The organism is Lysobacter sp. M15, assembly GCF_022662515.1.
In the GTDB taxonomy this organism is placed as follows: Bacteria; Pseudomonadota; Gammaproteobacteria; order Xanthomonadales; family Xanthomonadaceae; genus JAKPBU01.
On record NZ_JAKPBV010000004.1, the window covers coordinates 13,607 to 37,308 of the forward strand.

The window sequence follows — 23,702 nt, forward strand, 5'->3', positions numbered from 1 at the left end:
GCGACAGCACCGCACATTCCCTGAGCGGTGTTGATTTCACGTGTAGGTGCTTTCTTTGGTTACTTTCTTTGCACCAGCAAAGAAAGTAACTCGCCTTGAGGCGAAAGCTCTTGATCTTGAATCCGAGCCCCAGAAGGACGATCGATACGTCACGTATGCTTGGCAGTATCAGGAGCGAAGGTCAACCGCTTTCGCCTGCCGGCGAGGTACTTTCTTTTGCTGGCCCAAAAGAAAGTACCCAAAGAAAACGGCCTCCCTCGTGACGTCAAACCCGCTCACGGGATATGCGGTGCCGCAACCATTTTCGGACTCGCCATCCATGGCTCGGTCCGAAAACGCCGGCCATCCATGGCCGGCGCCCTACGGGTATCCGTATTCGTTGGCGACTCGGCGAAGATCAAGAGCGCCTGGGACTGTCGTGCTGACCGACAGGCAGCCGTGAAACACGGCAGTCGCGCCGGGTGAGACGGCGACCGTCTATCTGTGAGTCGGTTTATCCACAGCTTGTTCCGTCGCCAGTTCACAGCCATCCGACCTACGATGCCCGCTTCACACGAGCACGCTCGACAAGAACAACAACAACCGGCCGCAACGACGGTCCGTTCGAGGGAGTCGCACGACTGATGAGCGCACGCCAGGGGTTGCGTTCCGACTACGGTCGGTCCGACAGCAAGATCGAACAGCTTCGGGTACCGCCCCAATCGATCGAAGCCGAGCAGGCCGTGCTCGGCGGTCTGATGCTGGCCCCCGAAGCCTTCGACCGGGTGGCCGACCAGCTCACCGAGGGCGACTTCTACCGGCGCGACCACCAGCTCATCTACCGCGCGATCCGCGAGCTGGCCGAAAAGAGCAAGCCCTACGACGCGGTCACCCTGGGCGAGTGGTTCGAATCGCAGGGCCTGGCCGAACAGGTGGCGGGCGGCGCGTATCTGGTGGAACTGGCCAGCACCACGCCATCGGCCGCCAACATCAAGGCCTATGCCGAGATCGTGCGCGACAAGGCGATCCTGCGCCAGCTGATCGAGGTCGGCACCGGCATCGTCAACGACGGCTTCCAGCCCGAGGGCCGCGAGAGCAGCGAACTGCTGGCCAAGGCCGAGCAGGAGGTCTTCGCCATTGCAGAGGCCGGCGCCCGTGGCCGCACCGACTTCACGCCGGTCAACAAAGCGATGGCCGAGGCCTTCGACGTGCTGCAGACGCGTTATGCCAACGGCGGCGGCATCACCGGTCTGCCGACCGGCTACACCGAATTCGACGAGATGACCGCCGGCCTGCAGCCCACCGATCTGCTGATCCTGGCCGCGCGACCGTCGATGGGCAAGACCACGCTGGCGCTGAACATGGCCGAGTACGCGGCCATGAAGACCAAGAAGGCCGTGGCGGTGTTCTCGATGGAAATGTCGGCCAGCCAGCTGGCGCTGCGCCTGATTTCCTCGGTCGGCAGGGTCAACGCCACCCGCCTGCGCACGGGCCAGCTGGAGGACGAGGACTGGAGTCGCGTGACCAGTGCGATCCGGCTGATCCGCGATACCCGCATCTTCATCGACGACACGCCGGCGCTGTCGCCGGAAGTGCTGCGCGCCAAGGCCCGCCGGCTCAAGCGCGAGCACGACCTGGGCCTGATCGTGATCGATTACCTGCAGCTGATGGCGGTGCCGGGCAACCAGGAGAACCGCGCCACCGAGATCTCCGAGATCTCGCGCTCGCTCAAGGGCCTAGCGAAGGAACTCAACGTGCCGGTCATCGCGCTGAGCCAGCTCAACCGGTCGCTGGAGACGCGCACCGACAAGCGCCCGGTGATGGCCGACCTGCGCGAATCGGGCGCGATCGAGCAGGACGCCGACGTGATCGTGTTCATCTACCGCGACGAGTACTACAACAAGGACGCCTCGCCGGACAAAGGCCTGGCCGAAATCATCATCGGCAAGCAGCGTAACGGCCCGACCGGCTCGCTCAAGCTCAAGTTCTTCGGCGAATACACCCGCTTCGACAACCTGGCGCACGATTCGGTGGGCAGTTTCGAGTAGCATCCGGGCTGGTCGCAACGCATTGCAGGGAGGCGGTTCGATGCGGATATCGTCACGTCATTTCCCCGCTGGCATGCTCACGTGTGCGCTGCTCGTTGTGGCGTTGTGTCCGCAGCCCGCGCAGGCGGACTCGCCGCTCACCTCGACCGATTTCCACCAGGCCTATCTCGATCTGCCGGAAGTCCGCAAGGCAGCCCAGGCACGCGTGCTCGACGACGCTCTCGCCGATTACATCCTCAGTCCAGGCACGTCCTACGATGAAGCCGCAGCCGTGATCAACGCGCTGGGTTGGGATACGGAGGGAAAAGACAACCATGTGTGTTTGCTGCGCAGGCTCAAGGTCAGCGATCGCCGAGCGTTCGACCGCTTCAAGGCGGGAAAGGGCTCGAGCCGGGTCCTGTTTGCGGTCGGCTACCTCTGGGCGATGGACGATTACTTCGAGACCAGGCGGGCCGAAGCGCTGCTCTGGCAGGCCCGCCGGCAGGCGCCGGAATTCTTCGCCATCGCGCTGATCCATGCGCTGGTGGTCGCGCAATCGGAAGACGTGGGCCGCTGGTGCGATGTATTCCGAGGCCCCAGGGACACGCTGGCCAGGTATCCGAACGGGCTGGAGATGCGCCGGTCGGCGGTCAAGGTCGTGCTGGACTACACCGATATCTATGCCGACGAATGCAAATGACGCTGGTGACTGACTCCACGGTGCGGTTTCGCGTACGCAGCGGTGGCAGCGCTCAAAACGTCGCCCACATCGGCCTCCACCCGTAACGTGGCCAGGTCGTCGCCGCGGGTGCGCCCGCGGTTGAGTATCGCGAGCGGCAACCCTGCCTGTGCAGCCATAAGCGCGAAGCGGTAGCCCGAATAGACCATCAGCGACGAACCGGCGACCAGCATCGCGTCGCAGCCCTGCAGGGCCGACTGGGCGCGCAGGACGCGTTCGCGCGGCACGTTTTCGCCGAAAAATACCACATCCGGCTTGAGCAGGCCGTTGCAGGCTTCACATCGCGGCGGCAAGAAAGCGGCGGTGGCGGCTTCGTCGATATCCGCATCGCCGTCGGGCGCGACATCAGACATTCCAGCGCGCCACCCGGCGTTGCGCTGCACGATCGCCGTCTGCACGGCGCTGCGCGGCAGGCGCGCACTGCACCCCAGGCACGTCACGCCGTCCAGGCGTCCGTGCAGATCGATCACCTGCCTGCTGCCGGCGCGCTGATGCAGGCCGTCCACGTTCTGCGTGACCAGGATCGCCAGGCGCCCGGATGCTTCCAGCTGCGCCAGCGCCGCATGAGCGCCATTGGGCTGCGCCTGCACGAAACGTGGCCAGCCGATGCTGCTTCGCGCCCAGTAGCGGCGATACACGTCCGGATCGCCGGTGAACGCCTGCCAGGTGAGCGGCGGCGAGCGCTTCCACGCGCCACTGCGGTCGCGATAGTCCGGAATGCCCGACGCGGTGCTGCAGCCCGCGCCAGTCAGCACGAAGATGCGCTGGTGGTCCGAGATCCAGCGACGCAATGCCGCAACCGGATCGGCATCTGCGTGGGCAAGGGGTAGATCCACGCCACGATGCTAACGCCATCCGCACTCGCGCGCCGTGCCGGCCTGCGCGTAAAGCGGACGCAACATTGCACGTCCAGCATGGCCGCGCCGGCTGACAGGGGACCGGCATCCCCCTCCAGAGAAGGACGACATCATGCCCCTGCGACATGCCATCCAAGCCATTGCACTGGCCGGCTTCGGTCTGGCCGCATTCGGCGCGTGCGCGGCACAGCCACGCGCCGACGCCCACACGCAGACTGCGCCCGCCGACCGAAGCGATCACCAGGGCCTGATCGTGATCGGCCACCGCGGAGCCAGCGGCTACCGCCCGGAGCACACGCTCGAATCCTATCGGCTGGCGATCCGCCAGGGCGCCGATTTCATCGAGCCCGATCTGGTCGCCACCCGGGATGGCGTGCTGGTGGCGCGGCACGAAAACGAGATCTCCGGGACCACCGACGTCGCGACCCGCCCGCAGTTCGCCGACCGCAAGACCACCAAACTCGTCGACGGCGTGAGCATCACCGGCTGGTTCACCGAAGACTTCACCCTGGCCGAACTCAAGACCCTGCGCGCGAAGGAGCGGATTCCGGCGGTGCGCCCGCAGAACGTGCGTTACGACGGCCAGTTCCAGGTGCCGACCTTCGCCGAGGTGATCCGGCTGGCCAAGCGGGAGAGCCGTCCCGGGCGTCCGATCGGGGTCTATCCGGAGACCAAGCATCCCACCTACTTCGCGTCCGAAGGACGGCGGCTCGACGGTACGCCGATCCACGTCTCGCTCGGCGCCAAGCTGGTGGAGACGCTGGTGGCCGAGGGCTTCACCGATCCACGGCGGGTCTTCATCCAGAGTTTCGAAGTCGCCAACCTGCTCGAACTGAAGCATTCGATCATGCCCGCGCGCGGCGTGTCGTTCCCGCTGGTGCAGCTTTACGACGATTTCAACGACGCCAGCCCTTACGACGTGCGTTACCACGCCGCCCACGGCGGCGACATGCACGCCATCTATGGCGGCCTGGCGAACGTCGCCGAGGGCGGATTGGACAGCGAGACGACGTACGGCGCGCTCGCCACCGAAGCGTCGTTGAACTGGATGAAGGCCAATTACGCCAGCGGCGTCGGGCCATGGAAGGGTAGCTTGCTGCCGCGCGTGTCCCTGGACCCCAAAGTCGACGCAAACGGCGACGGCAAGGCCGAAGTCGGCAGCAGCGGCACCGGGCTGGTCCATCCCATGCTGGGCTGGGCGCTGAAGGCGGGCCTGCAGGTGCACCCGTACACGCTGCGCGCGGAGGAAAGCTACCTGGCGCAGACGCCGGGCGGCATTGCGCAGTCGGTCATGGCCGAAGCCGTGCAGCTCTACGGCCTGGGCGTGCAGGGGTTCTTCATCGACCAGCCGGACATCGGCGTGGCGGCCCGCGAGATCTTCCTCGACATCAGCAGCCCCTGACTGGATTGCCGATTCGTGCAGGGATGCTCACAAGCGACTCACGGGATGACGGGCAAACCGAGCCGTTCCGACTGGGACAAAAAACCGCCCGGATCGCTCCGGGCGGTTTCGTTCGCAAAGGGCGCGGCGCTTACTTCCCACTTTCGGCGGCAGGCTCGGTCGGCGCTTCAACCGGAGGTGCATCGTCGCTGGTGGTCGCATCCAGGCCACGCTTCTTGAGCAGGGGTTCGATCTTCGGCTCGTGCCCGGCGAAGTTGGTGAACAGCTTCGACGCCTCGATGCTGCCGCCCGGGCCGAGCACGTACTGGCGCATGCGGTCGCCGTTCTCGCGGGTCAGGCCGCCGTGCTGCTCGATCCATTCCACCGTGTTGGCGTCCAGCACTTCCGACCAGATATAAGCGTAGTACCCGGCTGCGTAGCCGCCCATGATGTGACTGAAGTAAGGCGTGCGGTAACGCGGCGGCACCGGCGGATAGTCGACACCGTCCTTCTTGAGCGCGGTCGCTTCGAACGCCATCACGCCCGATGCGTCCGGCAGCTGGTCGACCGTGGCCTGGTGCCAGTTCTGGTCGAGCAGCGCCGCGCCGAGGTATTCGGTGGTGGCGAAGCCCTGGTTGAATTTCGAAGCCGCCAGCACTTTGTCCAGCAGTTCCTTCGGCATCGCCTCGCCGGTCTGGTAGTGCTTGGCGTAGTTGGCCAGCACGCTCGGCCAGTCGGCCCACATCTCGTTGACCTGCGAGGGATACTCCACGAAATCGCGCGGCACGTTCATGGTGAAGTAGGGGTACTTCACATCCGAGAAGAAGCCGTGCAGGGCATGGCCGAACTCGTGGAACGTGGTGGTGACCTCGTCCCAGGTCAGCAGCGTCGGCTTGCCGGCCGACGGTTTCGGGATGTTGAGGTGGTTGGCGACCACCGGCTTGTTGCCGATCAGCTCGGACTGGCCCACGTAGGTGTTCATCCACGCGCCGCCGCGCTTGGACTCGCGCGCATAGGGATCGAAGATGAAGATCGACAGCTGCTTGCCGTCCTTGTCGAACACGTCGTAGGTCCAGGTGTCCGGATGGTACTTGGGCAGGTCGGTGCGTTCCTTGAAGCTGATGCCGTAGAGCTGGTTGGCCGCGTAGAACACGCCGTTCTCCAGCACGTTCTTCATCTCCAGGTACGGCTTGAGCTGCGACTCGTCGAAGTTGTACTTCGCCTGGCGCACCTTCTCGGTGTAGTAGGCCCAGTCCCACGGTTCGAGTTGGAAGGTCGGCTCGCCCTTGGCCTTCTGCTCGCTGTCGATCATCGCCTGCAGGTCGGCGGCTTCCTTCTTGGCATTGGCCACGGCCGCAGGCGCCAGCTGGCCGAGCATCTTGTTGACGTTGGCCGGCGATTTGGCGGTTTCATCGGCCAGCACGAACTCGGCCCAGGTGCCGTAGCCGAGCAGCTTGGCCTTTTCGGCGCGCAGCTTGGTGACCTTGGAGACGATCGCGGTGTTGTCCCACTGGTTGCCGCGGCTGCCGCGGGCGACCGAGGCCTTGTGGAGCTTCTCGCGCAGGGCGCGGTTCTCCAGCTGGGATTCGGGCGGCTGGCCGGTGGTGTTGAGCAGGGCGATGACGTACTTGCCTTCGAGCTTGCGGCTCTTGGCAGCTTCCGCCGCACCCGCGATCTGCTCGTCGGTCAGGCCCTTGAGCTCTTCCTTGGTGTCGACCACCACGGCCGAATCGTTCACTTCCGCCAGCACGTTCTGGCTGAACTGGGTGCCGAGCTTGGAGGCCTCGGTATTAATCTCGCGGATGCGCGTCTTGTCCGCTTCCGACAGCGCGGCGCCGGCGCGCACGAAGTCTTCGTAATAGCGTTCCACCAGGCGCAGGCCCTGGTCGTCCAGGCCCAGCCCGGCGCGACCGTCGTACAGGGTCTTGATCCGCGCGAACAGCTTGGGGTTGAGCGTGATCGCATCGCGATGGGCGGAGAACTTGGGCGAGTAGTCGGTCTGCAGCTGCTCGCGCGCGTCGTTGGTGTCGGCGCCGACCAGATTGAAGAAGACGGTGGTGGCGCGGTCCAGCGTGCGCCCGGATTTCTCCAGCGCGACGATGGTGTTGTCGAACGTCGGCTTGTCCGGGTTGTCGGCGATGGCTTCGACTTCCTTCAGTTGCGCAGCCATGCCGGCGTCGAAGGCGGGGGCGAAATCGCTGTCCTTGATCTTGTCGAACTGGGGGTAGTTGAGCGGCAGCGGACTGTCGCTGTCGAACACGCTCGTTTGAAGGGTGCTTTCGGGTGCGGAGCTGGTGGCGGTATTCACGGGCGCGGGGGACTGGTCGGATTCCTGGGCGTAAAGCGGCGAGCTGGCGGTGAGCGCGATGGCCAATGCCAGGGCGAGCGGATGCTTCATGGGATGATCCTGAACGGACAAGTCCGGCAAGGCTACCGGAACCACCCGTAGCCAGCCCATGACGAAAGGCACGGTCAGCGGCGCGTGGTCCGTGCGCCAATTCCGGGAGGGCACGGCCGGAACCGTTTCCATCGGGGATCTGATTCCGCCCTGCAAGGGAGGCGACGATCGTCAACCGTGCAGGAGGCTGGCAAACCGGACAGGCGCCACGCGCCGAGCATCGAGCTTGCTGCGCTGCACCGTTTTCGCAAAGCGGCAGGTTTCCGGTCCAGTCGCGGAGGGAGCACAATGCGCGGATGGCGGCGAGCAGCCGCCACGCGTTTCCTCCGCGGAAACGCTCCGCCTTTCGTCCTGGAGATCCTGATGAAGCGTTGTGGCATCGCGTTGCTGGCACTGGCGCTGAGCGCCCCGGCCTGGTCGGCGGAAACCCTCAAGTACGTGGCGCTGGTCGACGGCGGCAAGCAGGCCGGTCAGCAGACCGTGGTCCATGGCGACGACGGCACCACCCGTGTCGATTTCATCTTCAAGGACAACGGGCGCGGTCCGGAGCTGAAGGAAACCTACACTCTCAATCCGGACGGCACCTACCGGACCTATCAGGTCACCGGCGCGAGCACGTTCGGCGCGAAGATCGACGAAACCTTCCGGCTCGAAGGCGGCAAGGCGGTCTGGAAATCCACCTCGGACGAAGGCGAGCAGGAGATCGCGGCGGGGGCGCAGTACTCGCCGCTCGGCGGCACGCCGCAGTCCGGATCGGTCGCGATCGCTGCGCTGGCTGCGCGCGCCGACGGCAAGCTGGCGCTGATCCCGAGCGGGACCCTGACCATGCGCAAGGTCGGCGAAGCCGAGGTGATCAACGGCAACGACAAGCGCCAGGTGCAGCTGCTGGCGATCACTGGCGTGGGTTTCACGCCGCAGTTCGTCTGGGCGACCGCGGATGCCAAGCCGCGCCTGTTCGCCTTCATCTTTCCCGGATTCCTGCAGCTGATCGAAGAGGGCTGGCAGGCCAATGCCGATGTGCTTGAGGCGACCCAGAAGACCGCCGAGAGCAAGGCCCTGGTCGACCTGCAACAGCGCCTGGCGCATCCGATCAAAGGCAGCACCCTGATCCGCAACGCGCGCGTGTTCGACAGCGAAAAAGCCACCCTGGGCGCCGCGTCGGACGTGCTGATCCGCGACGGCCGCATCGTGTCTGTTGCCGCCACGAGCGGGCAGGGCACTGCCGACCACGTCATCGATGCCGGCGGCCGGGTGCTGCTGCCCGGCCTGTTCGACATGCACACGCACATGGACCGCTGGAGCGGCGGGCTGCAGCTTGCCTCCGGCGTCACCTCGGTGCGCGACATGGGCAACGACAACAAGACCCTGCAGCAGGTCATGGCCGAGGAGCGCGACGGCACCCTGCTGATGCCACGGATCGTGGCGGCCGGCTTCATCGAGGGCGAGAGCAAGCAGTCCGCGCGTAACGGCTTCGTCGTCAGCAACCTGGACGAGGCGAAGAAGGCGGTGGACTGGTATGCGGTCAACAAGTATCCGCAGATCAAGATCTACAACTCGTTTCCCAAGGACATCCTCAAGGACACGGTGGCCTACGCCCACGGGAAAGGGCTGCGCGTGAGCGGGCACGTCCCGGTGTTCCTGCGCGCCCAGGATGCGCTCGATGCCGGCTACGACGAGGTCCAGCACATCAACCAGCTGATGCTGAACTTCCTGGTCAAGCCGGACACCGACACCCGCACGCTGGAGCGTTTCTACCTGCCGGCGAAGGGAGTAGCCGACCTCGACCTCGACTCCAAGCCGGTGCAGGACTTCATCACGACGCTTGCGCAGAAGCAGATCGTGATCGATCCCACCCTGGCGACGTTCGAGTTCCTGCATCAGCGCAACGGCGAACTGTCGCCGATCTTCGCCGACGTACCCGATCACATCCCGCCGGACGTGCAGCGCAGCCGGCGTGCCGCGGAAATGGACATCCCGGACGAGGCGACCGGCGTGCGCTACCAGAAGTCCTTCGACAAGATGGTCGAGTTCGTCGGCCGCGCCTACAAGGCCGGCGTGCCGGTGGTCGCGGGCACCGACGAGGTGCCCGGGTTCACCTTGCAGCACGAGCTGGCGCTGTACGTGAAGGCGGGGCTGACCCCGGCCCAGGCGCTGCAGGTCGCTACCTGGAACGGAGCGAAATATTCGGAGGTGCTGGAAGAGCTGGGCAGCATCGCGCCGGGCAAGCGCGCCGACCTGATCCTGGTCGATGGCGATCCCACCAGCGACATCGCCGACATCCGCAAGGTGACGACGGTGATCAAGGGCGAGACGGTGTACTACCCGTCTGAAATCCATACTGAGCTCGGCATCAAGCCGTTCGCCGAGCCGGTGCGGCTGCAAGGGAGCCGGTGAGGTGACCACCGCCTACGATTTCAGCGCCACCGACATCGACGGCCACGACACTGCGCTGGCCGACTACAGCGGCAAGGTGCTGCTGATCGTCAACGTGGCGTCCAAGTGCGGCTTCACCCCCCAGTACGCCGGGCTGGAGAAGCTCTGGCAGCAGTATCGGGATCGTGGCCTGGTGGTGATGGGTTTCCCGTGCGACCAGTTCGGGCACCAGGAGCCCGGCGACGAGGCCGAGATCAGGAATTTCTGCTCGCTGACCTACGACGTGGATTTCCCCATGTTCGCCAAGGTCGAGGTGAACGGCGCCGGCGCGCACCCGCTATGGAAATGGCTGAAGGACGAGAAGGGCGGCTTCCTCGGCATCGACGCGATCAAGTGGAACTTCACCAAGTTCCTGGTCGGCCGCGATGGACGGGTGGTCAAACGCTACGCGCCGACCGATACCCCCGAATCGCTGGCCAAGGACATCGAGGCTGCCCTGGGTTGAGGTGTGGACATGGACGCTGCGGAGTACGCCATCGTTTTCGCGTTGCGCGAGGGCGTCCTGCACGCCCACGTCACCGGCGTCTCCAGCCTGGAAGCGACCATTGGCTACTGGCGCGAGATCGCGCGCGAGGCCAGGGAGCGCGACGCGAAGCTGCTGCTGCTGGTCGATGAGCTGCGCGGCGAGCCCCTGGGCGAGGCCGACTGGCTGCAGCTGGTGACCGCCTCGCAGGACGAGGGTCTGCAGCGCCTTCGCATCGCCCACGTCAAGCCGGCCGGACTGCAGGCGATCGAATACTGCGAGATCTTCGCCCGCGAGGCAGGAATGGAGGCCAAGGTGTTCGAGCACGAGGCGCTGGCCGAGATCTGGTTGCGCTACGGCGAGAGCTAGCGGCGGCTGCGGTTATTTCTCCACGAATGCCCGCTCGAACACGTACTGCCCGGGCACACCGATTCGCGGTGCGGCGGCGAAGCCACGCGCATCGAGCAGGGCGCGAAAATCGGCCAGCATCTGCGGGCTGCCGCAGACCATCGCGCGGTCGTGGTCCGGGTCCAGCGGCTCGATGCCGAGCTGTTCCATCATCCGCCCGCTCTCCATCAGGCTGGTCAGGCGCCCGCGCTGGTCGCGTCCTTCGAACTGGAAGGGCTCGCGCGATACCGCCGGGTAGTAACGCAGACTGGCCGCGATCTGCTCGCCCAGGAACTCGTGTCGTGGCAGTTCGTTGACGATGTAGTCGCGATACGCCAGGTCCCGCGCGTTGCGCACGCCGTGGCACAGCACCACACGCTGGAAGCGCTCGTAGGTGTTTGGATCCTTGATCACCGCCAGCCACGGCGCCAGCCCGGTGCCGGTGCCCAGCAGGTACAGGTTGCGTCCCGGCAGCAGGTCGTCGATGCGCAATGTGCCGGTTGGCTTGCGCCCGATCAGGATCGCGTCGCCCGGCACGATATCGCGCAGGCGCGAGGTGAGGGGCCCGTTGGGGACCTTGATACTGAAGAATTCCAGCTGCTCTTCCCAGTTGGCGCTGGCAATGGAGTACGCGCGCATCAGCGGGCGCCCATCGACTTCCAGGCCGATCATCACGAACTGGCCGTTCTCGAAGCGGAATCCGTCGTCGCGGGTGGTGGTGAAGCTGAAATAGTCGTCCGTCCAGTGACGGACGTCGAGCACCGTTTCGGTGCCGAACGGCGAGGACATGCGGCAGGGCCGAGTTGCGGGGTCGCGGAGCGGCTATTTTACAGCCCGCTACGCGCCGTATTCAGCTGGTCGCGAAGAAGGCGCCGTAGGCCAGCAACACAAAGCCGGCGACCGCAGCCAGGGCATGGGTGAGCACCAGCCAGGCAGGTAGCAGGATCCTGTTCCATTTGTAACGCAGGCTCAGGACGGCGCCGCCGACGGCCGCGATGCACAGCAGGCCGAACGCGGACGGCGCGGTGCCGTCGGCATTGTGGGCGAAGACTGCATAGCCGGTGAGCGTGAGTCCCGCCGCGGCGAGCAGACCGTGCAACATGGCGAGCCACGCGGGGGGATTGGCGCTGCGAGCGAAGCGAATCGCCGCCATGGCGACGCCGCCGAGGGCGCCGATCGCGAACAGCACCGTTGCGGTCTGCAGCAGTTGCAGTCCTGCCGTAGGCGAGACATCCATGGGTGGCCCTCCGTGCGGGGACTGCGGGAAAGCTAGCAACCGCGCGGTGACAGCCGCGTCGACAGGCGCTCCGCGCGGCTGGCGTATGCTCGCCGCATGCCGACGCTGTGGACCATCGGCCACTCGATACGTCCGTGGGACGCCTTCGTCGCCATGCTGCGCGAGGCCGAAATCACCGCGGTGGCCGACGTGCGCCGGTTCCCCGGCTCGCGTCGGCATCCGCAATATTCCGGGGAGGCAATGGCGCAGGCGCTGCCCGCGCTGGGTATCGAATACCTGTCGATGCCGGAGCTCGGCGGGCGCCGCCGCCCGCGGCCGGATTCGGCCAATACCGCCTGGCGCAGCGCGGCCTTCCGCGGCTACGCCGATTACATGCAGACGCCGCAATACGCCGCCGCGCGCGATCGCCTGATGGACGTGGCGACGGCCCGGCGCACCGCGGTCACGTGCGCCGAAGCGGTCTGGTGGCGTTGCCACCGCGCCCTGATCTCGGACGATCTCAAGGCCCATGGCTGGCACGTGATCCATCTCTCGGCGCTGGGACGCAGCGAGGAACACCCGTTCACCTCGGCGGCGCATATCGACGACGCGGGCCGGCTGGATTACGCCGCGACGTCGGCGCTGCAACCCGGGCTGTTCGAACCCCCCGGGCCTCGATGACCGCGGTCGCGTTGGTAGGCGCGCGCTACCGGTAACCTGCTGCCTGCAGCTCGAATAGCTCCGCATAGCGCCCGCCCTGCGCCAGCAGCTGTGCATGCGTGCCAGACGCCTCGAGCCTGCCTTCGGCCAGCACCAGAATCCGGTCGGCCATCCGCACACTGGAGAACCGGTGCGAGATCAGCACCGCGGTGCGTCCTTCCGAGAGTTCCTTGAACCGCTTGAACACCTCGTACTCCGCGCGTGCGTCGAGCGCCGCGGTCGGCTCATCCAGGATCATCACCTGCGCATCGCGCATGTAGGCGCGGGCGATGGCGATCTTTTGCCACTGGCCGCCGGACAGGTCCACGCCGGTCTTGAAGCGGCGCCCGATCAGCTGGTCGTAGCCGTTGGGGAGCCCGTCGATCACCTCGTCCGCCATCGCCCGATGCGCGGCGTCGCGGATGCGCTCGCGGTTGTACATGTCTTCCACCTGGCCCACGCCGATGTTCTCGCCCGCGGTCAGGTGATAGCGCACGAAGTCCTGGAAGATCACGCCGATATTGGCGCGCAGGTCCTCCAGGTCGTAGTCGCCCAGGTCGCGTCCATCAAGCAGGATCCGCCCTTCGTCCGGGTCGTACAGCCGCGCCAGCAGTTTCACCAGCGTGGTCTTGCCGGCACCGTTCTCGCCCACCAGGGCCAGCACTTCGCCAACGTTCAATTGGAAGTCCAGGCCGCGCAGCGCCCATTTGTCGGCGTCGGGATAGCGGAAGCCGACGTTTTCGAACACGAAGCCCTGTGCGATCGGCCGCGGCACCGGCAGCGCGCCGGGCCGGCTGCGGATCTCCGGCTCGATCTCGAAGAACGAGTACAGATCGTCCAGGTACAACGCCTGGCCGGCTACCTGCGAGAAGCCGATCAGCAGGCTCTCCAGCAGTTGTCGGAGGCGCCGGAAGCTGCCGGCGAGGAAGGTCAGATCGCCGATGGTGAAATCGCCTCTGACCGTTCGCCAGGCGATGTAGGCGTAGGCGATGTAGTAACCCAGTGTCCCCAACGCTGCCAGCAGCGTGCCCCAGAACGCGCGCCGGCGGGCGAGGGCGCGATTGGCGGCGAAGAACTTGGCCGAGAGTTCGCGGAAGCGGGTGATGAAAAAACGGTTGAGGTTGAAAATCTTGACCTCTTTGGCCGTCTCCACGCTCGCGCCCATCTGGCGGATGTATTCCAGCTGCCGGCGTTCGGGCGTCCACTGGAAGTTGAGCGAATAATTCATCGCATTGAAATGCGACTCGCCGATGAAGGCGGGGATCAATGCGACCGCCAGCAGTACGATCAGCCACGGCGCATAGATGAGCAGTCCCGCGGCGAAGCCCGCCACCGTTATCGCGTCCTGGGCCTGTCCGAACAGCTGGCTCATCAGGTTCATCCGGCCCATCGTCTGCCGGCGCGCCCGGTCGAGCTTGTCCTGCAGGTCCGGATCCTCGAAATCTTCCAGGTCGAGCGTGGCCGCATGCTCCATCAGCCGGATGCTGGTGGCGTTGGTGAACAGCTCCGACAGCACCGAGTCGGCGTAGCTCACCAGCCGCCCGAGCAGATCGGAAACGATCGCCAGGGCGAATTCGGCCAGCAGCAGGGCGAGCAGGTGGCTGAGCTGTCCGCCCTCCCATGCCGCCTGCAGCGAATCGAAACGCACGCCGGCCCCGACCAGGCGCACCGCCTCGTCGATGATCAGCTTGCCCACGTACAGGGTCACGATCGGAAGCAGCGCGCGCACCAGGCGCAGGCCCATGCTGGCGGTGGTCAGCGGTTTGCTGGTCGCCCAGATCTCGCGCAGGAACGGCGGCAGGTTCTTCAGCGCGCTGACCCGTTCCCTCAGACTGGGATTCTGCCGCCTGGGGTTGGACGCGGCGGCCGGGTCGGGGAACGGGCTGGGCATCGATGCATTGTGCGGTAGCCGCGCGCGAATTTCGTGTGTCGCGGCGCTGGCGGTCGAGCGCGATCAACCGGTCGGTGCGTCCTCCCTGCCGTACCGCTGGCAAGCCCGCAGGTCCGGGATTTGCAAACGCGCCGGCCGCGTGTACGCCCCTAGGCGGTGCCGGCCCCCACGTCGACTTCGCGATATGCCTGGATCACGCGCTGTTCGCCTTCGACGCCCGGCTGCGAATTGCCGTGCTCCATGCCGAAGACGAAGTCGCGGCCTTCCTTGCGCATGCGTCCGTGCACGTGCGCAAGCACGTTGCGGTAGTTGATCTCGCCGGTGCCCGGTTCGTTGCGGCCGGGTACGTCGCCGATCTGGAAATAGGCGATCTCGTCCCAGGACAGGTCGATGTGCGCGATCAGGTTTCCTTCGTTGCGCTGCATGTGATAGATGTCGTAGAGGATCTTGCAAGCGGGGCTGTTCACCGCACGCGCGATCTCGTAGGACTGCGCGGAAGTGCGCAAAAACAGTTCCGGCGTGTCGCTGAGCGGCTCCATCACCATCGCCAGCCCGTGCGGTTCGAACACTTCGGCGCCGGCACGAATCGCATCGATCACGTGCCCGGTCTGCACGCCCAGCGGCAGCTTGGTCTCGAAGAAGCCGGGCACGATCGTCATCCACTTCGCGTCGACCCGGCGTGCGACATCCAGCGCCTCGCGGCAACGCCGCACGAAGCGGTCGGCGAACTCTTTCGCGCCGGTGGCGTAGGACACCTTCCAGTTGTCGCCGGCATCGATCACGAACACGCCCATGGTCATGCCGTTCTCGCGCAGGACCTTGCCGATGCCTTCCTGCACCGCCACGGACCGGTCCATCAGCCCGTTGTCTTCGAACGCCGTGAAGCCCTGGTCGGCCATGAAGCGGACCTGGTCGACAGGGTCCTTGCCGGCGGAGGCCTCGAACATGCCGATGTGGGGCGCGAACTTGAGCCGGAACTTGCTGGCGGTTGCAGGCGCCGGGCTTTCAGCCTGCGACTGTGCGAAGACAGGCGCCAGCGGCGCGGCCGAGGCGGCGGTGAACGCGGCCAGGGATTGAAGGAAGCGACGACGTTGCATCTGGAACTCCTGCGAAATCGATTGGGGTTATCGCGCTGCGGTGGGAGCGAGCTTGCTCGCGCGTGCCTTTGCGCCTTCGACGATCAGTGCGAACAGCATTCGCGGCCAAGGCCGCTCCCACGGGCGGTCGCAGCCGAAGTCGCTGTCACGGGCACCGCTAGGTCCACCACGGCTCGTCTGGCGGTTCGCGCAGCAGTGCCTGCTTGAGCGTGGCGATGGCGGTCTGGAAACCCTGTTCCACCGACATCAGCGCATCCTCGTGTTCCAGGCTGACCACGTAGTCGTATCCGGCCATGCGCAGCGCCTCCATGATCTCCTTCCACACCAGCAGGTCGTGGCCGTGGCCCACCGAGCGGAAGCGCCAGGCGCGGTCGGCCATTTCGCGGTAGGACTTGCCGTCGATCACGCCGTTGACCGCGACGTTGCGGCGGTCGACGCTGACGTCCTTGGCATGGAAATAGAACAGCGCCGGGCCCAGCGCGCGGATCGCCTGCGGAATGTCGACCCCGCGCCAGAAATGATGGCTGGGGTCGAGATTGATGCCCAGATGGTCGCCCGCGGCCTCGCGCAGGCGCAGCATGGTCTCCACGTTGTGCACGATGAAGTTGGGGTGCGCCTCCAGCGCCACGCGCACGCCGTGCTCGCGGGAGAAGTTCGTGGCTTCCTTCCAGTAGGGAATGGCCTTCTCGTTCCACTGCCATTCCAGCGTTTCGAGCATCTCCGGTGGCCAAGGAGAGGTGATCCAGTTGGGTATCCTGGACTGGTCCGAATCGCCGGGACAGCCGGAGAAGGTCACCACCACAGGGACCTCCAGCCGCTCGGCCAGGCGCACGGTCTTGCGGAAGATTTCGTCGTCGCGACGCGCGGCCTCCTTGTTGGGATGCAGCGGATTGCCGTGGCAGGACAGCGCGCTGACGATCAGGCCATGGTCGGCGACCTTGCTGCGGAACTCGCGCGCCTTGTCCTGCGAAGCGAGCAGGCCGTCGACGTCGACGTGATCCGAGCCCGGGAACGCGCCGGTACCAAGCTCGACCGCGTCCAGGCCGGCGTCGCGAACCTTGGCCAGCACTTCGTCCAGGCTCAGCTTCGCGAACAGCGGGGTGAAAACGCCAAGTTTCATTGCAGGCTCCTCATGATGCTGGGTGCGCGCCGTCGCCTCAGGTTCCGACCCGGGTCCAGACACCGCCTTGCGCGGCGCTGGCGAGCATGGCGTCGACGATGTTCAGCGCGCGCAATCCGTCCTCGAAGGTCGCCACCGTGGGCGGAAGCGCTTCGTCGATCTTCCCGCCCTTCGGCCAGCGCGCGATGGCGGCGTAGATATCGCGCATCAGATTGCCGAACGCGTCCGCCCAGGCCTCCTGGTGTCCCCCGGGCAGGCGCGCGTAATCGCTGACCGCGGGGTCCATCAGCGACGGATCCTTCTGCAGCAGTTCGTTGGCGCGGTCGCGGTGACCGATCCACAGTTCGTTCTGGGCTTCCTGCCGCCACTTGACCGAGCTGCGGGTGCCGCACACTTCCAGCACCAGATCGTTCTTGTGCCCGGCGCAGACCTGACCCACGCTCACCACGCCGCGCGCACCGTTGTCGAAGCGCAGCAGCACGCTGGCCAGGTCCTCCATGGTCATCTCGACCCATTCGCCTTCCTGGCCGGCATTGGCGCCGAAGGTGCCGGCTCCGCCGGCGGTAGGCTTGCGACGGCGCGGAATTGCAGTACCGAGCTCGGCCAGCACCTCCACGATCCGGCAGCCTGCCACGTGCTGGGCCAGGTCGCACCAGTGCGAGCCGATGTCGGCCAGCGCCGAGGAAGGACCTGACTTGTCCGCCTCGAGCCGCCAGGACCAGTCGGTCTCGTGCAGCAGCCAGTCCTGCAGGTAGCGGCCATGGATGAACGTCGGCCGGCCCACACTGGCGTTGATCACCATCTGCCGCGCCTGCTGCACCAGCGGGTTGCCGCGGTAGTTGAAGGTGACCGCGTGGAATACGCCGGCTTCGCGCGCCGCGTCCAGCAATTCGCGACCCTGCGCGGCCGTGTTGGCCAGCGGCTTGTCGCAGACCACGTGCTTGCCGCGGGCGATCGCGGCCATGGCGACTGGATGGTGCAGGTGGTTGGGCGCGGCGATGTGGACCACGTCCACTTCGCCATCGTCCAGCAACGCCTGGTAGTCACCGTAGGCGCGGGCGATGCCCAGCTTGTCCGCGGCAGCCTGCGCGCTGTCCTGGCGGCTGCCGGCCAGGGCGACTACGTCCACGTTGCCGAGCCGGCGCAGCGCGTCGACATGCCAGGGACCGATGAAGCCGGCGCCCACCAGGCCGGCGCGGATGCGGGCACTCATGCGGCAGGCTCCTGCGCGGCAGCGAAGGCCGGGGCGCCGGTTGCTGCAGTCGAGGTCATGACCTGGAGAATGCGGCGGCGCTGCATGTGCTCAAACCTCCTCGCCCTTGTACTTGATCCTCTCGTTCTTGAAGGCAAGCAGGAACAAGACGAACACGCCGGCGGCAAAGACGGCTGGGTAGATCCAGATGCTTCGCCAATCGTGGCCACCTTCGACGACATGCATGTCGGTGATCATGCCGGCCACCCAGAACCCGATCAGCATGCCCAGGCCGTAAGTCGCCAGGGTAATCAGGCCCTGCGCCGCGCTTTGGTAGCTTTCTCCGGCTTTCGAGTCGGTATAGATCTGTCCGGATACGAAGAAGAAGTCGTAGCAGATGCCGTGCAACACGATGCCGGCAACCAGCATGAAGAACTGGGCGTCGGCATTGCCGTAGGCGAACAACACATAGCGCAGTGCCCAAGCGAGCATGCCGACCAGCAAGGTCATCTTGATGCCGTAGCGCACCAGGAAGACCGGCAGCAGCAGCATGAAGAACACCTCGGACACCTGGCCCAGCGTCATCAGCCCGGTCGGTTTGCCCACGCCGGATTCGACCAGGAAGGGATTGGTGTTCTGGTAGTAGAAGGCCAGCGGGATGCAGATCAGCACGGACGAAACGAAGAACACCAGGAAGTTGCGGTCCTTCAGCAGACCCAGCGCGCTCAGGCCCAGCTTTTCCCTGATGCCTGCATTCTCGCTGCGGGCCTTCGGGGGCGTTTTTGGCAAGGTGAAGCTGAACAAGCCCAGCGCGGCGGACGCGACGGCGGTCATGACGAACGTGTTCCGCAACAGGCCCTGGCCGATGCCTTCGGGTGAATCCCACGAGAACAGATGGCTGATGGCAAGCCCCGCCACCACCCAGCCGATCGTTCCCCACACCCGAATGAAGGGAAATTCCTTGGCCGGGTCGGCCATCTGGCGGAACGAAACGGAATTGACCAGCGCCAGGGTGGGCATGTACACGATCATGTAGCCCAGCACATACGGAAAGAACTGGCCGAAATCGGTCGCTCTCGAGAGCTGGAACATCAGGACGGCGCCGATGAGGTGCAGGATGCCGAGTATGCGTTCGGCATTGAAATACCTGTCGGCAATCAAGCCGATGATGAAGGGCGCGATGATCGCGCCCCACGATTGGGTACTGAAGGCCGCGCCGGTTTCCACGCCGCTGGCGCCGAGCGTCTCGCCCAGAAACGTACCCAGCGTTACGAACCATCCGCCCCAGATGAAGAACTGGAGAAACATCATGAGCGACAGCTGAGTTCTCGTGGTCGTTTTCATTGTGGTTGTCTTATCCGGAATTGCGGATGAGGTTGCCGGGCTTCGTTCCGGCACGCGTGGTTACGGGTACTGCAATCGCGGCCGCCTGTCACCCGAGCGGTCCGGGGTGGTCGGGCTACAGCTCCTTGATGCGGATATTGCGGTAGCTCACCTCGTCGCCGTGATCCTGCAGGCCGATGTGGCCTTTCGGCAACATCCCGTAGCGTGGCCAGTCCTTGAACTTGGTCTGCGCCACGCGCGCCTTCCACTCCGGCGTCCATAGCTCATAGTCGGTGACCTTCACCCCGTTGAGCCAGTGCTCGACATGCGCGCCGCGGGCGACGATCCGCCCTTGATTCCATTCGCCCACCGGCACCGTCCGCGCACCGTCTGGGGCGTACATGCCGTACACCGCCGCGGCGTGGCGGTCGGGTCCGTTGCGGCCGTCGGGATGGCGTTCGTTGTCGAGGATCTGGTATTCGATGCCGGTCCAGTACGCGGCTTCCTCGTCCTCGGCCGCACGGTAGAACACGCCGCTGTTGCCGCCCGGAGAGATCTTCCATTCGAAGCGCAGGTCGAAGTCGCCGAACGCGCGGTCGCTGATCAGGTCGCCACTGGCCGCCGTTCGGGTGAGGACGCCGTCCACGACCGACCAGCCCGACACCGGCGCGCCGGGTTTGCGATACAGGTGCCAGCCGGCCAAGGTGGCCCCATCGAACAGGGGCACGAAGCCGGCTTCGTCGCTGGCGGGAGCGTCAGTGCCGGCCGCGGCGTCGGGCTGTGGCGATGCGGTCTCCGGCTCTGCGGTGTCCGGTGTCGCGGTTGGCGCCGGCGAACAGGCGACCAACAGCCATGCCGAGCAGGCGAGCGACAGCAGGCTGGTGTGGATGGCGGCAGTGCGGGTCATGGGAAAGTCTCCAGTGCGGCGGCGACGGTAGCAGGGGCGGGGGAGGGCCAGTCCTTCGAGGCCAGGCGCTGCACCCGTCCGTCCGGCTCCTGCCGGACCATGAGTACGGCGCTGTCCGGCACGCCGGCTACCAGGCGCAGCCCGGCTTCGGCGCCCAGTACCGACGCCGCGGTGTCCAGGCCATCGGCCTGCAGCCCGCGCGGCGCCACGACGGTCGTGGTGCTGCGAAAGGTGAGCGGCCAGCCCGTGCGCGCATCGAGCACATGCGAATAGCGGACGCCGTCGATTTCCATCCATTGCTCGGCATCGCCGGCAGTCGAGACTGCGGCATGCTTCAGCAGCAGGATCGTGCCGGGCGGCGCTCCCGGCACGTCCAGCGGCGCCACGTCGATGCGCCAGCCGGGTTCGTTTGGCGGCGGCGCACCGACGGCGATGTCGCCGCCCAGCGCTACCAGAGCATGTTCGGCACCGGCGGCCCGAATCGCCTGCAGCGCCTGTTCGGCCACATAGCCCTTGGCGATACCCCCCACGTCGAGCTGGATGCCAGGTCTTGCCAGGGACACGGTGCGCCTTTCTGGATCGAGCTGCAGGTCGCGATAGCTGCCCGACGCCAGTGCCTGGCGTATCCGCACCGGATCGGGCATTTCATCGAGCTTGCGGGCCTGGCGCCAGATCCGGGTGACCGCCCCACGGGTGACGTCGAACGCGCCATCGCTGCGCTCGGCGAGGGATTGCGCAGCGTGCAGCACGGCGAACAGGTCCGCGCTCACGTGCACCGCGCCGGCGCCGGCGCGCGCGCCGAGGCGGCGGAGTTCGCTGTCGCTGCGATAGTCGCTGAGCACCGCGTCGAGCTGGCGGATGCGTGCGAATCCCGCGCCCGCCGCGCGCCGCGCCTGCGCTCCATCATGCGCATACACCACGATCCGCGCCTCGGTCCCCATCTGCGGCTCGGAAAACGCATGGCGCGATAACCCGCCATCCATCGATTCTGCAGGCGGAGCTGCGCCGGCCATCACGGCCAGCAGCAGCAATACCGCAGACAGGCGATGCGGGTTCATGCGTAGTGGGGCGTGCACCCGGATCCGTACGCCCCGACGACCGCACTCATGTCAGCGGCGTCTGACCGGGCATGGCCACCGCCGGAACCGGAATCGTCGATTCCAGGCTGAAGTCGGCGGGCATCAGCACTTCCTGTGACGCCATCGCCTCGTCCCAGGTCACCGCCTGCCCGGTGTAGCCAGCCATGCGTCCCATGATCGCGGTCAGGGTGGTTTCGGCGACGGCCTTGAGTTCGTTGAGCGGCTTGTTGCCGCGGATCGCCGCGATCAGGTCGGCATGTTCCTGCACGTAAGGATCCGGATCGTCGTCGCGCTCGGCACGTTTCCACGGGTTGGCGCCGGTGATGGTGTAACGGTCGACCTGGCTGTTGCCGCGGGTGCCGACCAGGGCCTCGCCGACGTTGTTGGCGCAGTTCTCGATCTGCCGGCACATGCTCATCAGGTGCACGCCGTTCTCGTATTCGAAATCGGTTGCGAAGTGGTCGTAGACGCTGCCGAACTCCGCTGCGGTGCGCACCTGGCGTCCAGCCAGGCTGACCGCACGCACCGGGTGCGCCTGCATTGCCCAGTTGATCACGTCTGGATTGTGGATGTGCTGCTCGACGATGATGTCGCCCGACAGAAACGGGAAGTAGAGCCAGTTGCGCAGCATCCACTCCGCGTCCGACCAGCCGGGCTGGCGTGGCTTGCTCCACAGCGAACCCTGGTTCCAGTACGCGCGCGCGGCCACGATGTCACCGATCGCGCCGTCGTGGATGCGGCCGATGGTCTCGATATAGCCCGCCTGGTGGCGTCGCTGGGTGCCCGCTGCGATCCGCAGGCCTTTGGCGTCGGCCACGTCGACCAGTGCGAGCACGTCGCGCACGCCCGGGCCATCCACCGCCACCGGTTTCTCGGTGAAGATGTGCTTGCCGCTTTCGACCGCGGCCTTCAGGTGCAGCGGACGGAAGCCCGGCGGCGTGGCCAGGATCACGTAATTGATGTCCTGCGCGAGGACGTTCTTGTAGGCGTCGAGTCCGGAGAACTGCCGCTCCTTCGGAACGTCCAGCGGCTTGGCCAGCTTGGCGTTGACCTGCTTGAGCGATGCGTCGATCTGATCCTGGAATACGTCGCCGATCGCAACCACGCGCACGCCTGGCGCCGCATCGAGCACATTGCGCAATGCGCCCGTGCCGCGGCCGCCGGCGCCGATCAGTCCCACCCGGATCTCGTCGCTGCCGGCGGCATGGGCCATGCCGAAGCGCCCGGCAACGCTGGCGGCGACGGCCGCGCTGGCGGTGGTGCGCAGAAAGTCGCGTCGCGTGAAGCCGGCAACGGGGGCTGCGGGGTCGTGCGTATCGCTCATCGCTGCGAATCTCCGGTTCGGGTTGTGGAACTGCCAGTGCTACTGGTCCGGGCTCGCGCGCGAGACCTTGGATTTGAGCTGTTGGAGTTTGGGCGGATCGTTGTCCACGCGCACCACCCGGAATCCGACGAAGGTGGCATCGGTATGCCACCAGATGCTGCGCGGCTCCTGCGGATCGCGCCGGCTCCAGCCGGGTTTGGAGCCGCGCCGCGCGGCGCTGCGCAGCTGCGCAGGTTCGTCCTCGAACGAGCCGCCACGCACGACGTGCGGAAAGCGCGCCGCACCGGGCAGCGCCACCGGATCGGTGGCCTTGCCGCGCAGGGCGGCATAGCGCTTGGGCAAATACTGGTCCAGCGTCCATTCCGCCACGTTGCCGTGCATGTCGTACAGGCCGAACGCGTTGGGCTTCTTGCCGCCCACTTTGTGCGGTGCGCCATTGGAATTGCCGGCGTGCCAGGCCACCGCATCGAGCGATGCGGCCTCGCCCGACGACCAGGGCGTGGCGGTGCCTGCGCGCGCGGCGTACTCCCATTCGGCTTCGGTCGGCAGCCGGTAGTGATGGCCGGTCTTCTCCGACAGCCAGCGGCAATAGGACATGGCGGCGTGCCAGGTCATGCCGATCGCCGGTTGTTTGCCCTTGCCGTAACCCCAGCTCTCATCGGCATAGGGCGGCGTGGGGCGGGTGATCGCGTCGCCGTCGCTGCCTTCGCGCCTGGAAACCGGAATGCCGGTGTCCTTGCGGTACAGATCGTATTCGGCCCAGGTCACTTCGTGCTTGCCGATCCAGAACGGTTTCACCGTGACTTCGGCCTGCGGGCCTTCGTCCGCACTGCGTCCGGTTTCCGCCGTGGCGCTGCCCATGCGGAACTTGCCGCCTGGTACCGGCACCATCTCGAAGGCAACGGTGCTGCCAGGGATCTTTTCCGCATAGGGTTGCTGCGGTGCGGCATGGATCGCGCACGGCACCAGGGCCAGGATCGCCAGCCACATGCGACGGGTTGGAAAATTCGACAGGCGGAACTGCCGGCAAGACGGTTTGCCCAGCCGGGCGGAAGCTTCCATCGGGTGCGGGGAACCTGTGATCGACCGAATCGTATGACAAATACCGTGGCGGTCCGCGCCAGTCAAGCGCGCAATCCACGCAGTCGGACCGCGTGCACGTATGCAGGCGTGCGTCAAGCCTGCGATGG

The 23,702-nt window shown here is 66.1% G+C and carries 20 protein-coding genes; 7 read left to right on the forward strand and 13 right to left on the reverse strand.

All coding sequences use genetic code 11. From position 1 onward, the window contains the following. The first annotated feature begins 623 nt into the window (after positions 1-623). Together MC380_RS03440 and MC380_RS03445 are read left to right on the forward strand one after the other, a co-directional pair. A complete protein-coding gene (locus tag MC380_RS03440; protein WP_242104033.1) occupies positions 624-2,027 on the forward strand; it encodes a replicative DNA helicase in 1,404 nt (467 codons plus the stop codon). 40 nt (positions 2,028-2,067) lie between these two features. Beyond that, on the forward strand, positions 2,068-2,706 hold the full coding sequence (locus MC380_RS03445; protein ID WP_242163059.1) for a hypothetical protein: 639 nt from the start codon (positions 2,068-2,070) through the stop codon (positions 2,704-2,706). Here the strand turns inward: MC380_RS03445 and MC380_RS03450 are convergent. After that, complete coding sequence (locus tag MC380_RS03450; protein ID WP_242163062.1) at positions 2,685-3,581, reverse strand: NAD-dependent protein deacetylase; 897 nt, start codon at positions 3,579-3,581, stop codon at positions 2,685-2,687. The genes MC380_RS03445 and MC380_RS03450 overlap by 22 nt on opposite strands. 133 nt (positions 3,582-3,714) lie before the next feature. On the opposite strand from MC380_RS03450, the gene MC380_RS03455 reads away from it, so the two are divergent. Further along, positions 3,715-5,004, forward strand: coding sequence for a glycerophosphodiester phosphodiesterase family protein (locus tag MC380_RS03455; protein WP_242163066.1), 1,290 nt, complete (start codon positions 3,715-3,717; stop codon positions 5,002-5,004). 130 nt (positions 5,005-5,134) lie between these two features. Here the strand turns inward: MC380_RS03455 and MC380_RS03460 are convergent, their stop codons facing one another. Then, positions 5,135-7,381: a M3 family metallopeptidase gene (locus tag MC380_RS03460; RefSeq protein WP_242163070.1), complete on the reverse strand. Its 2,247-nt coding sequence runs from the start codon at positions 7,379-7,381 to the stop codon at positions 5,135-5,137. Between the two features lie 363 nt (positions 7,382-7,744). On the opposite strand from MC380_RS03460, the gene MC380_RS03465 reads away from it, so the two are divergent. The 3 genes from MC380_RS03465 to MC380_RS03475 are packed head-to-tail and all read left to right on the forward strand — an operon-like array spanning position 7,745 to position 10,646. Next, positions 7,745-9,775 (forward strand): amidohydrolase family protein, encoded by a 2,031-nt coding sequence (locus MC380_RS03465; RefSeq protein ID WP_242163075.1) that lies wholly within the window; start codon positions 7,745-7,747, stop codon positions 9,773-9,775. 1 nt (position 9,776) lies between these two features. After that, a complete protein-coding gene (locus tag MC380_RS03470) occupies positions 9,777-10,259 on the forward strand; it encodes a glutathione peroxidase (protein WP_242163077.1) in 483 nt (160 codons plus the stop codon). A 9-nt stretch (positions 10,260-10,268) separates the two neighbouring features. Then, complete coding sequence (locus MC380_RS03475) at positions 10,269-10,646, forward strand: hypothetical protein (RefSeq protein ID WP_242163079.1); 378 nt, start codon at positions 10,269-10,271, stop codon at positions 10,644-10,646. A gap of 12 nt (positions 10,647-10,658) precedes the next feature. Here MC380_RS03475 and MC380_RS03480 read toward each other — a convergent pair whose 3' ends face one another. Further along, the gene (locus MC380_RS03480; RefSeq protein ID WP_242163081.1) at positions 10,659-11,453 is read right to left on the reverse strand and encodes a ferredoxin--NADP reductase; all 795 of its coding nucleotides are present in this window, start codon (positions 11,451-11,453) and stop codon (positions 10,659-10,661) included. Between the two features lie 61 nt (positions 11,454-11,514). Beyond that, positions 11,515-11,901 (reverse strand): hypothetical protein, encoded by a 387-nt coding sequence (locus MC380_RS03485; RefSeq protein ID WP_242104024.1) that lies wholly within the window; start codon positions 11,899-11,901, stop codon positions 11,515-11,517. Between the two features lie 96 nt (positions 11,902-11,997). Between MC380_RS03485 and MC380_RS03490 the strand changes: the two genes are divergently transcribed. Next, a complete protein-coding gene (locus tag MC380_RS03490; RefSeq protein WP_242163083.1) occupies positions 11,998-12,561 on the forward strand; it encodes a DUF488 domain-containing protein in 564 nt (187 codons plus the stop codon). A gap of 25 nt (positions 12,562-12,586) precedes the next feature. On the opposite strand, the gene MC380_RS03495 is transcribed toward MC380_RS03490, so the two are convergent. From MC380_RS03495 to MC380_RS03535, 9 genes are all read right to left on the reverse strand, one after another. Continuing rightward, positions 12,587-14,470 (reverse strand): ABC transporter ATP-binding protein, encoded by a 1,884-nt coding sequence (locus MC380_RS03495; protein WP_242104022.1) that lies wholly within the window; start codon positions 14,468-14,470, stop codon positions 12,587-12,589. 149 nt (positions 14,471-14,619) lie between these two features. Further along, positions 14,620-15,567, reverse strand: a complete 948-nt coding sequence (locus tag MC380_RS03500; protein ID WP_242163085.1) for a TIM barrel protein — start codon at positions 15,565-15,567, stop codon at positions 14,620-14,622. Between the two features lie 157 nt (positions 15,568-15,724). Then, positions 15,725-16,687, reverse strand: coding sequence for a sugar phosphate isomerase/epimerase (locus tag MC380_RS03505; RefSeq protein ID WP_242104020.1), 963 nt, complete (start codon positions 16,685-16,687; stop codon positions 15,725-15,727). A 37-nt stretch (positions 16,688-16,724) separates the two neighbouring features. After that, positions 16,725-17,900, reverse strand: coding sequence for a Gfo/Idh/MocA family oxidoreductase (locus tag MC380_RS03510; RefSeq protein ID WP_242163087.1), 1,176 nt, complete (start codon positions 17,898-17,900; stop codon positions 16,725-16,727). Between the two features lie 90 nt (positions 17,901-17,990). After that, positions 17,991-19,223, reverse strand: a complete 1,233-nt coding sequence (locus MC380_RS03515) for a nucleoside permease (protein WP_242163089.1) — start codon at positions 19,221-19,223, stop codon at positions 17,991-17,993. 115 nt (positions 19,224-19,338) lie between these two features. Continuing rightward, a complete protein-coding gene (locus tag MC380_RS03520; protein WP_242163090.1) occupies positions 19,339-20,109 on the reverse strand; it encodes a DUF1080 domain-containing protein in 771 nt (256 codons plus the stop codon). Continuing rightward, positions 20,106-21,167 (reverse strand): FAD:protein FMN transferase, encoded by a 1,062-nt coding sequence (locus tag MC380_RS03525; protein ID WP_242163092.1) that lies wholly within the window; start codon positions 21,165-21,167, stop codon positions 20,106-20,108. Before MC380_RS03525 ends, MC380_RS03520 begins: the two co-directional genes overlap by 4 nt. A gap of 46 nt (positions 21,168-21,213) precedes the next feature. After that, positions 21,214-22,512 carry a Gfo/Idh/MocA family oxidoreductase gene (locus MC380_RS03530; protein WP_242104016.1) on the reverse strand — a complete coding sequence of 433 codons (1,299 nt, stop codon included), beginning with the start codon at positions 22,510-22,512 and terminating at the stop codon, positions 21,214-21,216. Positions 22,513-22,551: 39 nt separating this feature from the next. Next, positions 22,552-23,574 (reverse strand): SUMF1/EgtB/PvdO family nonheme iron enzyme, encoded by a 1,023-nt coding sequence (locus MC380_RS03535; protein WP_242163093.1) that lies wholly within the window; start codon positions 23,572-23,574, stop codon positions 22,552-22,554. Positions 23,575-23,702 lie beyond the last annotated feature (128 nt).

Coding starts and splice junctions, on each gene's coding strand:
- MC380_RS03440 (WP_242104033.1), top strand. CDS start 624: ATGAGCGCACGCCAGGGGTTGCGTTCCGACTACGGTCGGTCCGACAGC.
- MC380_RS03445 (WP_242163059.1), top strand. CDS start 2,068: ATGCGGATATCGTCACGTCATTTCCCCGCTGGCATGCTCACGTGTGCG.
- MC380_RS03455 (WP_242163066.1), top strand. CDS start 3,715: ATGCCCCTGCGACATGCCATCCAAGCCATTGCACTGGCCGGCTTCGGT.
- MC380_RS03460 (WP_242163070.1), bottom strand. CDS start 7,381: ATGAAGCATCCGCTCGCCCTGGCATTGGCCATCGCGCTCACCGCCAGC.
- MC380_RS03465 (WP_242163075.1), top strand. CDS start 7,745: ATGAAGCGTTGTGGCATCGCGTTGCTGGCACTGGCGCTGAGCGCCCCG.
- MC380_RS03475 (WP_242163079.1), top strand. CDS start 10,269: ATGGACGCTGCGGAGTACGCCATCGTTTTCGCGTTGCGCGAGGGCGTC.
- MC380_RS03480 (WP_242163081.1), bottom strand. CDS start 11,453: ATGTCCTCGCCGTTCGGCACCGAAACGGTGCTCGACGTCCGTCACTGG.
- MC380_RS03485 (WP_242104024.1), bottom strand. CDS start 11,901: ATGGATGTCTCGCCTACGGCAGGACTGCAACTGCTGCAGACCGCAACG.
- MC380_RS03490 (WP_242163083.1), top strand. CDS start 11,998: ATGCCGACGCTGTGGACCATCGGCCACTCGATACGTCCGTGGGACGCC.
- MC380_RS03495 (WP_242104022.1), bottom strand. CDS start 14,470: ATGCCCAGCCCGTTCCCCGACCCGGCCGCCGCGTCCAACCCCAGGCGG.
- MC380_RS03500 (WP_242163085.1), bottom strand. CDS start 15,567: ATGCAACGTCGTCGCTTCCTTCAATCCCTGGCCGCGTTCACCGCCGCC.
- MC380_RS03505 (WP_242104020.1), bottom strand. CDS start 16,687: ATGAAACTTGGCGTTTTCACCCCGCTGTTCGCGAAGCTGAGCCTGGAC.
- MC380_RS03510 (WP_242163087.1), bottom strand. CDS start 17,900: ATGAGTGCCCGCATCCGCGCCGGCCTGGTGGGCGCCGGCTTCATCGGT.
- MC380_RS03515 (WP_242163089.1), bottom strand. CDS start 19,223: ATGAAAACGACCACGAGAACTCAGCTGTCGCTCATGATGTTTCTCCAG.
- MC380_RS03520 (WP_242163090.1), bottom strand. CDS start 20,109: ATGACCCGCACTGCCGCCATCCACACCAGCCTGCTGTCGCTCGCCTGC.
- MC380_RS03525 (WP_242163092.1), bottom strand. CDS start 21,167: ATGAACCCGCATCGCCTGTCTGCGGTATTGCTGCTGCTGGCCGTGATG.
- MC380_RS03530 (WP_242104016.1), bottom strand. CDS start 22,512: ATGAGCGATACGCACGACCCCGCAGCCCCCGTTGCCGGCTTCACGCGA.
- MC380_RS03535 (WP_242163093.1), bottom strand. CDS start 23,574: ATGGAAGCTTCCGCCCGGCTGGGCAAACCGTCTTGCCGGCAGTTCCGC.